Source organism: Pseudomonas putida, from assembly GCF_050990305.1.
Lineage (GTDB): Bacteria > Pseudomonadota > Gammaproteobacteria > Pseudomonadales > Pseudomonadaceae > Aquipseudomonas > Aquipseudomonas putida_AH.
The window spans coordinates 538,390-550,468 of record NZ_CP158817.1 but is presented as its reverse complement, the minus strand read 5'-3'; the positions used below and the strand labels follow the sequence as shown (position 1 = coordinate 550,468).

Sequence of the window (12,079 nt, the reverse complement as noted above, 5' to 3'; positions counted from 1 at the left end):
AAGGGCGTTTTAAGCACCGCCGGTAAAAAAAATCATTTTTTTGGCCGGCAGGGGTTTACAGTTAAAAAGGCGCTCCGTATAGTGCGCGCCATCGACAACGCAGACACATTGTCGATGCTGCCCAGGTGGTGAAATTGGTAGACACGCCAGCTTCAGGTGCTGGTGACCTTACGGTCGTGGAAGTTCGAGTCTTCTCCTGGGCACCAATTTCGAGTTTGAGACTAGATCAGTTTCAAGACTCACACAAAAACCCGCGAAAGCGGGTTTTTTGCATTCTGGACATGCATTTTGTCAGGACTGATTTATTAAAATTAAATCAGGGGTTTACAGATCAAAATGCGGTCCGTATAGTGCGCCACATCAACAGCGGCAACGCTGAAGATGATTGCCCAGATGGTGAAATTGGTAGACACGCCAGCTTCAGGTGCTGGTGACCTTACGGTCGTGGAAGTTCGAGTCTTCTTCTGGGCACCAATTCAAATTCACGGTTCCGACCTTGAATTTCACAAAAACCCGCGAAAGCGGGTTTTTGCGTTTCTGGGGTTTGGAAAGCTTCTGTAGGAGCTGTCGCAGGCTGCGATCTTTTGATCCCGGACGACGCTGGCCCCATCAAAATCAAAAGATCGCAGCCTGCGGCAGCTCCTACCTAATCTTCTCCTACCCGTAAAGCGCATTTGAGAAACAATATCGTTTATCATTGTTGCAAGTTTTTGCAATGCGACAGTGAGGAACCCTGCGAATGATGCTTCGAAATACCCTGCGCCGCGGCTTGACCATCACCCTGCTCGGCCTGGCACTCGCCACCCCCCTCACCCAAGCCGCCGACCCGGTTTCCCTGACTCTCTACAACGGCCAACATAAGGAAGTCGGTGACGCCGTCGCCAAAGCCTTCGAAGCCAAGACCGGCATTCACGTCAACGTCCGCAAAGGCAGCAGCAACCAACTGGCCAGCCAAATTGTCGAGGAAGGCGATCGCTCGCCCGCCGATGTGATCTACACCGAAGAATCGCCGCCGCTGAACAAGCTCGGCGAGCAAGGTCTGCTGGCCAAGGCTGACGACGCGACCCTGGCGGTATTACCCAAGGAATACGTTGCCGGTAATGGCACCTGGATCGGGGTAACCGCCCGAGTGCGAGTGGTCGCCTTCAACCCGAAGCTGATCGATGAAAAAGATCTGCCAAAGTCGGTCATGGAATTCTCTGACCCGAAATGGCAGGGCAAGGTCGGCTTCGTGCCCACCAGCGGCGCCTTCCAGGAGCAGGCCGTCGCGATCATCAAGGTGCACGGCATGGACGCCGCCGAAGAGTGGCTGACAGGGCTGCGTGCCTTCGGCAAGACCTACAGCAACAACATGGTTGCGCTCAAAGCCGTGGAAAATGGCGAAGTGGCCACCGTACTGGTCAACAACTACTACTGGTTTGCCCTGCAGCGCGAAAAAGGTCAGCTCGATTCGAAGCTGCATTACTTCACCGGCGGCGATGTCGGTGGACTGATCACCGTTTCCAGCGCAGCGGTGCTCAAATCCAGCAAACATCCAAAAGAAGCCCAGCAATTGCTCGCCTACATGGCCAGCGAAGAAGGTCAGCGCGTTATCACTCAGACCACCGCCGAATACCCTCTGCACAAAGGCATGGAATCGGATCGCGGCCTCAAGCCGTTCAGCGAACTGGAGGCACCGAAAGTCACGCCAGCCGATCTTGGTAATGCCGAAGAAGCCCTGGACCTGGAACGCGACGTCGGACTGAACTGATGAGCACATCGCTATCCGCCCCCGGCGGCTATGTACCGCGCCGCAAGCGACCGTCGATCTGGCTGGTGCTTCCGGTACTGCTACTGGTCGTACTCAGCCTGCTGCCACTGGCCTACGTCGGACTCAAGGCCTGGCAAGCCGGCTGGGCAGAAGCGTTGCATCTGCTGTGGCGACCCTATGTATTTGGCCTGTTGCGCAACACCCTGGCGCTGATGGTCGGCGTTACGCTGGCCTGCGGCGTGATCGGCCTGTCCCTGGCATGGCTGCTGGAACGCAGCTATCTGCCAGGACGGCGATTGTGGGGCGTGATTCTGTGTTTGCCGTTCGCTGTGCCGGCGTTCGTCAGCAGCTTCACCTGGGTATCGTTGAGCGCACACTTCGAAGGCCTGGGCGGGGCAATTCTGGTGATGACCCTGTCCAAATACCCGCTGATTTTCCTGCCTGTTGCGGCGACGCTGCGTAACCTCGACCCGTCCCTGGAAGAATCCGCCCGCACACTGGGTCAGAATCGCTGGGGCGTATTCTTCAAAGTCACCCTCCCCTTGCTCTGGCCCTCGCTACTGGCAGGTGCGCTACTGATCGCTCTGCACATGCTGGTGGAGTTCGGGGCGCTATCCATCATTGGCCTGCAAACCTTCACCACCGCGATTTATCAGCAGTTCGAACTGGAATTCAGTAACGCCAACGCGGCGATGCTTTCTGCGGTACTGCTGTTGCTGTGCCTGATGTTGCTGTGGCTGGAACTGCGCGCTCGTGGCAGAGGCCGGCACGTACGCACCGGACAAGGCGCCGCGCGACAAGCAGAACAGGTTCGACTGGGCCCCTGGGTGATTGCCGGTCAGCTGTACTGTTTGTTGCTGGCAGTGATCGGCAGCGGCATTCCGCTGGGCATGCTGGCGTACTGGTTGGCCGTGGGTTCATCGGCGGCCTTCCCTGTCGCCGCCATCAGCGAGGCACTGCTGTCGTCTCTCGCGCTGTCGCTGGGTGGCGCGGCGTTATGCCTGGTACTTGCCGTGCCCGTGGGATTGCTGGTGGTGCGCTACAAAGGCCAACTGGCAATCTGGGCCGAACGCTTGCCGTATCTGCTGCACGCACTACCCGGCCTGGTGATCGCCCTGACCCTGGTGTATTTCGCCTTGCACTACGTGCCAATGCTGTACCAGACGTCGGCACTACTGCTGATCGCTTACGCGCTGCTGTTCCTGCCTCTGGCCCAAGCACCGATCCGCACGGCGCTGAACAAGGCCGCACCGCAACTGGAAGAAGCTGCGCGCACACTGGGCGCTTCATCGTTCACCGCGTTTTGCCGGATAACCTTACCGATCATCTTCCCGGCATTGGGCGCAGCCTTTGCCCTAGTGTTTCTGGATGCGATGAAAGAGCTGACGGCGACGCTGCTGCTCAGTCCGACCGGACTCAATACATTGGCGACGGAAGTTTGGGCGCATACCGCGAATGTGGAGTTTGCGGCGGCGGCGCCTTATGCGGCATTGTTGATATTGGTGTCGGGGTTGCCAGTGTATTTACTGACGACGCGGATGTATTTGAGCCGCTGACAAAGCAAAAGATCGCAGCCTTCGGCAGCTCCTACATGGGAATGCGTCCCCTGCAGGAGCTGCCGAAGGCTGCGATCTTTTGATCTTTAAGCCCTGAACTGCCCCAGACTCGCCTTCAGCTGCGCCGCCAGACCATCCAGCACCTTGCCACTGGCCGTCGTCTCAACCACCGCCTTGGCCGCTTTCTCGGCCTGCGCATGAATAGTTTCAACCCGACCACGCACCGCTTGAGCACCCTGCGCCTGATGCGCCGCGGCCTGGGTTGCCAGACCGATTGCCGCATGCACCTGCTCCACCGATGCCTGCACCGATTGCTGCAATCGCGCGCTGTCACGCAGCACCAGCAAACCTTCGTTAGCCTGGCGCCCCGCCTGACCGATCGCCGCCACCGCCTCACGCGCGCCTTGCTGCAAGGCCACGATGTGGGCCTGAATATCGCCCGTGGAGCTTTGGGTCTTGCTCGCCAGCGCCCGCACTTCATCCGCTACGACGGCAAACCCGCGCCCGGTCTCACCGGCTCGCGCTGCTTCGATAGCCGCGTTCAATGCCAGCAGATTGGTTTGCTCGGCGATCCCGTGAATGACCGTCAACACAACTTCAATCTGCTCGCTCTGTAGCGCCAGTCGCTCAATCACTTGCGCACCGGTTTCGACCTGCCCGGCCAATGCCTCGATCAGGCTGCCAACCTTCGCCGAGGTTCGGGTGTTTTCGTCGGTGGCCTGGCGAATATCCACCACTTGCTTCAGCGCTGCCTGCATGGCCTGACTCTCGGACTGAGCCTCGTCCGCCATTTGCGACAACGCGCGCAGGCTCTCAGCTACCTCATCACGCTGCATGCCCGCCGCCGCGTCGGCTCCGGCATTGCGCAAGGTCATGGCACCAATTTCCACACCCGTGCGCTGAGCTACATCACCGGCCTCGCGCACGATGGGCTGCAACTTATCCACAAAGCGATTGACTGCCGAGGCCATGTCGCCAATCTCGTCCTTGCTGTTGATCTGCACACGCTTGGTCAGATCACCCTCGCCGGCCGCCAGGTCATCCATGGCTCCAATCAGCATCTTCAAACGATTGACCACTCGACGCCCCAGCACCACCGCGAGCAACAGCAGAACGCCGGCACCCACTACCGCCAACCCCATGCCGATGCGCCAGCGCAAGGTTGCTGCTGCGTCCTGTACAGTGCTGGTGGTATTGGCTTTCATTTCTGATGCAGTGGACTGCGCCGACTGCAGCCGCGCACGCATGGCTGCGGCGCTGTCCGCCGCCGCACCCTTGAGGCTGTCGCCTACCAGCTGATCACTGCTGGCGATCAAGGCCGAGAAGCGTTTGTCGAGAGCCGCCAGGTCGGTTTCCACCGACGCTGTGGAGATCCCCATCAAGACCTTGCCGATTTCCACCCCGTTTGGATTGATCGAGGCTTCCAGGTAGTAGACCGTAGGATCGTTCTTCGCCGCGTCCAACACCTTGTCCAGCGCTCGTTCACCCTGACCTTTCTCCAGCAACGCCTTGTTGATCGGGTTTTCCCGATTGAGATAGCGCGTCAGATGCTGGCCAGTCGCATCGTCGTAGACCACAAACAGCACATTGGGATTGCGTTGGGCCCGACGGGCGAATTCGGAGAGGGTTGGAACATCGCTGTCCCACATGGCACGAGGTGCGACCGAAGCCAGAAGCTGCGCCATATCGTTGGCGGAGTCCTTTAGGTCTTTTTCCAGGGTTGCACGTAGCTGTGCCTGCTCCTCTTTCAATCGAGAGGACAAGCCGGCCGTGAGGCGCTGACGCGTGCTGGTGGAGAGGCTGTCGAGGCTCGACGTAACTTCACGCCCCGCCTGCTCAAGCTCGCTGGAAAGTTTTTGACTGTCAGCACCCAGGCGCACACCCAGGTCGGCCTCAAGCGCGGTCACCGTGCTTCGGGTCAGAGCAACAGCCACCAGCACCTGCACCAAAAGGGCGATACCGAGAGTAACGAACACAGGCCGCAAAAGACGGCTTTGTAACAATGAGAGAACGGCCGACACTGGAAATCCCTCTGCTTGGCGCCATTAAATTGATAGCACGCCGGAAGCCATGCTTTTTTCAATGTTCACTGCAAAGGTCATGCCGCGCGACAGGCATAAACGACAAAGGCCCCGGTTAAGGGGCCTTTGTGTTTTACATCAACGGCTTATCAAGCGAACGGGTGGCGCAGAACGATGGTTTCGTTGCGATCCGGGCCCGTCGAAATAATGTCAATCGGTGCACCAACCAACTCTTCAACGCGCTTGATGTAGTTACGTGCAGCTTGTGGCAGCTCTTCCAGCGTCTTGGCGCCGAGGGTGGACTCTTTCCAGCCCGGCATCTCTTCGTACACTGGCTCCAGGCCGATGTAGCTGTCGGCGTCGGTCGGCGCGTCGATCACTGCACCGTCCTGGTTCTTGTAGCCAACACAGATGTTGATGGTTTCCAGGCCGTCCAGTACGTCCAGCTTGGTCAGGCACAGGCCCGAGATGCTGTTGACGTCGATAGCGCGACGCAGGATGACGGCATCGAACCAGCCGCAACGACGGGCACGGCCGGTGGTAGCACCGAATTCGTGACCACGCTTGGCCAGGAACGCGCCAACATCGTCGAACAGCTCAGTCGGGAATGGACCCGAACCAACACGAGTGGTGTAAGCCTTGGTGATGCCCAGGATGTAGTCCAGGAACATCGGGCCGACACCCGAACCGGTAGCGATGCCGCCAGCGGTGGTGTTGGAGCTGGTGACGTACGGGTAGGTACCGTGGTCGATGTCCAGCAGGGAACCCTGGGCGCCTTCGAACATGATGTCCTTGCCATCGCGACGCAGCTGATGCAGCTCGGCGGTGACGTCGAGCATCATCGGCTTGAGCAGCTCGGCGTATTCCATGCACTCATCCAGAGTCTTCTGGAAGTCGATCGCAGGCTCTTTGTAGTAATTGACCAGCACGAAGTTGTGGTAGTCCAGCAACTCGCCCAGCTTGGCGGCGAAACGCTCGCGATGGAACAGGTCACCGATGCGCAGACCGCGACGTGCAACCTTATCTTCGTATGCCGGGCCGATGCCGCGACCGGTGGTGCCGATCTTCAGCTCGCCACGGGCCTTTTCACGGGCCTGGTCCAGCGCAACGTGGTAGGACAGGATCAGCGGGCAGGAAGGGCTGATACGCAGGCGCTCACGCACCGGAACACCTTTCTCTTCCAGCTTGTTGATTTCCCGCAGCAGGGCGTCAGGTGCAACCACCACGCCGTTGCCGATCAGGCACTGTACGCCTTCGCGCAGCACGCCCGACGGGATCAGGTGCAAGACGGTTTTTTCGCCGTCGATCACCAGGGTGTGGCCAGCGTTGTGGCCACCCTGATAGCGCACTACGGCGGCAGCATGTTCGGTCAGCAGATCAACGATCTTGCCTTTGCCCTCATCACCCCATTGGGTGCCCAGGACTACGACATTCTTACCCATAACACTTGTCCTCATTCGCGCAAACTTGGTGCCGGCGGTGGCCGGCAGGAAAACTCAAGAAGCCAGTGGCGATACTTGCCAAAGCCCGTTCTGCTGAATCAATTGCCGGTCGCAGTCCGCTTCACGGGCGGCGGCCAAAGGTTGCCCAGGCAAAGCCTGAACGACACGCTGACCCTCACTGCGCAACTGGCAAACCTGCTGCCAGAGTGCCGCATCCGTACTGTCAGGCATCCAGATACCGCCAGACGGTAGCTCGATCTCAGCACGCCCCAGGGTCACCAGGGTTTTCAAATCGGTAGAGAAACCAGTTGCCGGACGGGCACGACCGAAGTCGGCACCGATGTCGTCGTAACGACCGCCCTGGGCAATGGACTGGCCTACACCCGGCACAAACACCGCGAACACCACACCGGTGTGGTAGTGGTAACCGCGCAATTCGCCCAGGTCGAAATACAGTGGCAGTTCCGGGAAACGCGCCGACAGCCGCTCGGCAATCGCCAGCAGATCATCAAGTGCCGCCAGAACCGGGGCCGGAGCCTTGGCCAGGCGCTCGCGGGCAGCCTCCAGCACTTCGCGACCGCCACACAGATCGACCAACGCCCGCAACATGGCCGACAGATCGGCCGGCAAGCCCTCGGTCAAGGTAATGACCTCATCGATGGCCTTACGTTGCAACGCATCGAACAACTGCTGCTCAACTTCACCGGACAAACCGGCAGCGCGGGCCAGGCCGCGGTAGATACCCACATGCCCAAGGTCCATGTGCACGTCCGGCACATCGGCCAGTTGCAGCATGGCCAGCATCAGGCTGATGACTTCGACGTCGCTGCTCGGACTGGCATCGCCGTACAGCTCGGCACCCAACTGGATTGGGCTGCGTGAAGATGACAAGGCGCGTGGCTGGGCATGCAACACGCTACCGGCGTAGCACAGACGGTTCGGACCTTCACGACGCAAGGTATGCGCATCGATGCGGGCCACTTGCGGCGTGATGTCGGCCCGGAAACCCATCTGCCGACCCGATTGCGGGTCGATGACCTTGAAGGTACGCAGATCCAGGTCCTGGCCCGCGCCGGTCAGCAGGGATTCCAGGTACTCGATATGGGGAGTCACGACAAACTCGTAACCCCAGCTCTGGAACAGATCCAACACCTGACGACGCGCGACTTCTATGCGCGCCGCTTCCGGTGGCAGTACTTCTTCGATGCCATCTGGCAGCAGCCAGCGGTCTACCGTTGCCATTACGCCATTCCCCTATGATCCGGGCGGCAAGCCTTTGGGCGAGCCTTGAGTGAAGCAGAAAATGCTCGGTCCAGCACAAACCACGCGCATGAGCGACGAAGCGAAAAGCCTGAAATGGGCTTCGCCAAGCACTTTCCTCGTAAAACCTGTCGGGCCATTCAGCCCGGGTATCCACACAAAAACAGCAATCAAACGTGCAGACGCAAAAAAGCCGGGAATTTCCCGGCTGCCGCATCATACACACGTTTTCCCAAAGGATCACCCCGCCAGAGGTATTAGCCGCCCGGCGGGGTGGTTCAGGTCAACGTCGTATCAAGGCTTGGCTTTTTCCAGGTAGTGGAAGAAGTCGCTACTTGGGTCGAGGACCATGACGTCGGATTTGTTCGCGAAGCTTTCACGGTAGGCACGCAGGCTACGGTAGAACGCGTAGAACTCCTGATCCTGACCGTAGGCCTTGGAGTAGATCGAAGCGGCCTGGGCATCGCCGTCACCGCGAATCTCTTCGGATTCACGATAGGCTTCAGCCAGCAGCACGCGACGTTGACGATCGGCGTCGGCACGGATGCCTTCAGCCAGCTCGTTACCCTTGGCGCGGTGCTCGCGAGCTTCACGCTCACGCTCAGTGCTCATACGCTCGAACACGCTGCGGTTCACTTCTTTAGGCAGGTCGATGGTCTTGACGCGAACGTCGACCACTTCGATACCCAGTTCCTTTTCAGCCATCTTGTTCAGTGAAGCAGTGATGTCGGCCATCAGCGCATCACGCTCACCCGATACCACTTCGTGCAAGGTGCGCTTACCGAACTGGTCACGCAGGCCCGACTCCAAACGACGGGACAAACGTTCATCAGCAATTTGCTTGAGACCGGAAGTCGCGGTGTAGAAACGCTCAGCGTCCTTCACTCGCCACTTGGCATAGGCATCGACCATCACGGCTTTCTTTTCCAGCGTCAGGAAGCGCTGTGTCGGTGCATCCAGCGTCATCAGGCGTGCGTCGAATTTACGCACCTGGTTAACGTAAGGCACCTTCACATGCAAGCCAGGCTGAACATCGGTCTGGACCACGCGACCGAACTGCAGCAGCACCGCACGCTCGGTCTGAGCCACGATGTAAAAGCAGTTCCAGGCAGCGATCGCCACGACGACGCCGACAATAAGGGCGATCAGCGATTTATTGCTCATCAGCGACTCTCCCTGGTACGTGCTTGCTGTTGCTGCAGATCGGCTGCCGCACGTGCATTCGCTTCATTGCTGGTGGCTGCTGCACTGGTCACCGGGGTGCTGGTGCTGCGACCACTTTCGACCATCTTGTCCAAAGGCAGGTACAACAGGTTGCTCTGGCCATTCTTGTTACCGGTCACGAGAACCTTGCTGGTGCTGCTGAAGACTTCCTGCATGGTGTCCAGGTACAGACGCTGGCGGGTGACTTCAGGGGCCTTGCGGTACTCGGCGACCAGCTTGGTGAAGCGATCAGCCTCACCCTTGGCGCGCGAGACGGTTTCGTCGCGGTAGCCGTTGGCATCCTCAAGAATGCGCTGGGCCTGACCACGGGCTTCCGGCACGACGCCGTTGGCATAGGTTTCGGCCTGGTTGCGCGAACGCTGCTCGTCTTCACGGGCGCGGATCACGTCATCGAAGGCTTCCTGCACTTCACGCGGTGCTGCTGCGCTCTGCACGTTAACCTGGGTCACGGTGATACCGGTGCGATAGGTATCCATGAAGCGTTGCAGACGCTCCTTGATTTCGCTGGCCATCTGCTCACGACCTTCGGTCAACACCTGGTCCATCGCGGTGGAACCCACCACATGGCGCAAGGCACTGTCGGTCGCATGCTGCAGGCTGATTTCCGGCTGGTCGACGCTCAGCACGAAGTCCTGCAGGTTACTGATCTTGTACTGCACGGTCAGCGGCACTTCGACGATGTTTTCGTCTTCAGTCAGCATTTGACCCTGCTTGGTGTACGCACGCTCACGCGTGACGTTTTCCATGTACTTCTTGTCGATCGGCGGGAAATAGATATTCAGGCCCGGGCCAACGGTTTCGTAGTACTTGCCGAAGCGCAGCACCACGGCTTGCTCCTGCTCGTCGACGACATAGACCGCGCTGTACAGCCACACGGCCGCCAACACGACCAGACCAATGCCGAGCAGACCGCCGAAGCCGCCACTCTTGCCCGGCCCACCGCCGTCATCACCCCGTTTCTTTCCACCACCGAACAACCCGTTCAGGCTTTCCTGCAGCTTTCGGAAGGCCTCGTCGAGATCTGGCGGCCCCTTGCGATCGCCGTTATTACGGCGTTTGCCACCCCAAGGATCCTGATTATTCGAGTTGCCACCCGGCTCATTCCAAGCCATAGCGCTCTCCATCTGATAAAGCAAAGACGCACCCACGGCGCGCCGACCAATGCTACAGAATGCCTGTCACCACGACACAACCGCTTTCTCAGGCTTTTATTGCAAAGTGTGTTGCTCGATGAAGTCCAGCGGCTGCAAACCTTCGCGACTCACCAGCCGATTCAATTCGGCCCGTGGCAAACGAACGGCCAACAAGCTGAGGCCTTCTTCGTCATGTTCTTCTTTCTGTACCGCACCGAGTTCGAAAAACTGCGCACGCAGTCGAGCAAAACGTTGCGGCAAGCGCAAGGTGCCAACAAACAAATCATCGCCGAGCAGCTCGGCCACGGCCTGCTTGAGCAGGTCCAGGCCAGTACCGTCCTTGGCCGACAACCAGACCCGTTGCGGCTTGCCATCGGCATCGCGCTGGATCTGCGGCTCAACACCCTCGAGCAAATCGAGTTTGTTGTATACCTCCAGGATCGGCAAGTCCTGGGCCCCGATCTCGCCGAGCACCACCATGACCTGTTCGATCTGAGCCATGCGCTCGGGCTCATGGGAGTCGATCACATGCAGCAGCAGGTCGGAGTTGCTCGACTCTTCGAGCGTAGCCCGAAATGCCTCGACCAGTTTGTGTGGCAAGTGGCGAATAAAGCCCACTGTGTCAGCCAGCACGATCGGCCCCAGGTCATCGAGTTCAAGCCTGCGCAGGGTCGGGTCAAGAGTGGCGAACAATTGGTCGGCGGCGAACACATCGGATTCGGTTACCGAGTTGAACAGCGTCGATTTACCGGCGTTGGTATAGCCCACCAGTGAAACCGTCGGAATGTCCGCCCGCTTGCGGCCGCGACGCGATTGCTCGCGCTGACTGCGGACCTTTTCCAGGCGCCCCTTGATCTGCCGCAAACGAATCCGCAACAGACGTCGGTCGGTTTCCAGTTGGGTTTCACCCGGACCGCGCAGACCGATACCGCCCTTCTGACGCTCAAGGTGAGTCCAGCCGCGAACCAGTCGCGTACTCATGTGCTCAAGCTGAGCCAGTTCGACCTGGAGCTTGCCTTCATGGGTGCGGGCACGTTGGGCGAAGATATCGAGAATCAAGCCCGTGCGGTCGATGACGCGACACTCGAAAACACGTTCGAGGTTACGTTCCTGACTAGGTGTGAGGATGTGATTGAAAATCACCAGATCTACCTGTTCGGCTTTGACCAGGTCGCGCAGTTCCTCGACCTTGCCGCTGCCAATCAGGTATTTGGCGGTTGGCCGATTACGCGGCACGTTGAAAAACGCGACGGTCTCGGCGCCAGCCGACATTGCCAATTCCTGAAACTCCTGCGGATCTTCGCGCGCCTCAGGGTCCTGACCATCCAAGTGAACGAGAATGGCTCGCTCACCACCACCGTGGCGCTCAAAGAACAAAGGAGACTCCTATCAGGCGTTACCTGGCTCAGCATCACCTGCTTCGGATTCGGTTGCGCTAGGCAGACGAATTGGACGAACCGGCACTACTGTAGAGATAGCGTGTTTGTAGACCATCTGGCTGACGGTGTTTTTCAGCAGGATAACGAATTGGTCGAACGACTCGATCGTGCCTTGCAGTTTGATACCGTTGACCAGGTAGATGGACACCCCAACTTTCTCTTTACGTAAAGTATTCAAGTAAGGGTCTTGTAGCGAATGCCCTTTTGACATGTGCCGCACTCCTTTAAGGATTCAATATAAAAAAATAGGTAAA

The 12,079-nt window shown here is 58.9% G+C and carries 9 protein-coding genes and 2 tRNA genes; 4 read left to right on the top strand and 7 right to left on the bottom strand.

Annotated elements, in window-relative coordinates; genetic code table 11:
* Positions 1–119 precede the first annotated feature (119 nt).
* The 4 genes from ABTV22_RS02505 to ABTV22_RS02490 all read left to right on the top strand — a co-directional run bounded on the left by ABTV22_RS02505 (position 120) and on the right by ABTV22_RS02490 (position 3,306).
* A tRNA-Leu gene (locus ABTV22_RS02505) sits at positions 120–206 on the top strand.
* Between the two features lie 181 nt (positions 207–387).
* Positions 388–474, top strand: a tRNA-Leu gene (locus ABTV22_RS02500).
* Between the two features lie 265 nt (positions 475–739).
* Complete coding sequence (locus ABTV22_RS02495) at positions 740–1,750, top strand: extracellular solute-binding protein (RefSeq protein WP_433738411.1); 1,011 nt, start codon at positions 740–742, stop codon at positions 1,748–1,750.
* The gene (locus ABTV22_RS02490) at positions 1,750–3,306 is read left to right on the top strand and encodes an ABC transporter permease (protein WP_433738410.1); all 1,557 of its coding nucleotides are present in this window, start codon (positions 1,750–1,752) and stop codon (positions 3,304–3,306) included. Before ABTV22_RS02495 ends, ABTV22_RS02490 begins: the two co-directional genes overlap by 1 nt.
* Positions 3,307–3,392: 86 nt before the next feature.
* Here ABTV22_RS02490 and ABTV22_RS02485 read toward each other — a convergent pair whose 3' ends face one another.
* The 7 genes from ABTV22_RS02485 to hfq form a co-directional block, all read right to left on the bottom strand.
* Complete coding sequence (locus ABTV22_RS02485; protein WP_433738409.1) at positions 3,393–5,327, bottom strand: methyl-accepting chemotaxis protein; 1,935 nt, start codon at positions 5,325–5,327, stop codon at positions 3,393–3,395.
* A 149-nt stretch (positions 5,328–5,476) separates the two neighbouring features.
* Entirely contained in the window at positions 5,477–6,769 is a 1,293-nt protein-coding gene (locus ABTV22_RS02480) for an adenylosuccinate synthase (protein WP_433738408.1), read from the bottom strand.
* Positions 6,770–6,823: 54 nt separating this feature from the next.
* Positions 6,824–8,011: an ATP phosphoribosyltransferase regulatory subunit gene (locus tag ABTV22_RS02475; protein WP_433738407.1), complete on the bottom strand. Its 1,188-nt coding sequence runs from the start codon at positions 8,009–8,011 to the stop codon at positions 6,824–6,826.
* A gap of 312 nt (positions 8,012–8,323) precedes the next feature.
* Entirely contained in the window at positions 8,324–9,193 is an 870-nt protein-coding gene (gene hflC / locus ABTV22_RS02470) for a protease modulator HflC (RefSeq protein ID WP_008064109.1), read from the bottom strand.
* Positions 9,193–10,365, bottom strand: a complete 1,173-nt coding sequence (hflK, locus tag ABTV22_RS02465; RefSeq protein ID WP_433738406.1) for an FtsH protease activity modulator HflK — start codon at positions 10,363–10,365, stop codon at positions 9,193–9,195. Before hflK ends, hflC begins: the two co-directional genes overlap by 1 nt.
* 96 nt (positions 10,366–10,461) lie before the next feature.
* Positions 10,462–11,763, bottom strand: a complete 1,302-nt coding sequence (gene hflX, locus ABTV22_RS02460; protein WP_433738405.1) for a ribosome rescue GTPase HflX — start codon at positions 11,761–11,763, stop codon at positions 10,462–10,464.
* A 12-nt stretch (positions 11,764–11,775) separates the two neighbouring features.
* Positions 11,776–12,036 (bottom strand): RNA chaperone Hfq, encoded by a 261-nt coding sequence (gene hfq, locus ABTV22_RS02455; protein WP_007902656.1) that lies wholly within the window; start codon positions 12,034–12,036, stop codon positions 11,776–11,778.
* Positions 12,037–12,079 lie beyond the last annotated feature (43 nt).

What these genes read in the sequence shown, in the direction of transcription:
- hflK (WP_433738406.1), bottom strand. Translation starts at nt 10,365, where the DNA reads ATGGCTTGGAATGAGCCGGGTGGCAACTCGAATAATCAGGATCCTTGG.
- ABTV22_RS02490 (WP_433738410.1), top strand. Translation starts at nt 1,750, where the DNA reads ATGAGCACATCGCTATCCGCCCCCGGCGGCTATGTACCGCGCCGCAAG.
- hfq (WP_007902656.1), bottom strand. Translation starts at nt 12,036, where the DNA reads ATGTCAAAAGGGCATTCGCTACAAGACCCTTACTTGAATACTTTACGT.
- ABTV22_RS02475 (WP_433738407.1), bottom strand. Translation starts at nt 8,011, where the DNA reads ATGGCAACGGTAGACCGCTGGCTGCTGCCAGATGGCATCGAAGAAGTA.
- ABTV22_RS02480 (WP_433738408.1), bottom strand. Translation starts at nt 6,769, where the DNA reads ATGGGTAAGAATGTCGTAGTCCTGGGCACCCAATGGGGTGATGAGGGC.
- hflC (WP_008064109.1), bottom strand. Translation starts at nt 9,193, where the DNA reads ATGAGCAATAAATCGCTGATCGCCCTTATTGTCGGCGTCGTCGTGGCG.
- ABTV22_RS02495 (WP_433738411.1), top strand. Translation starts at nt 740, where the DNA reads ATGATGCTTCGAAATACCCTGCGCCGCGGCTTGACCATCACCCTGCTC.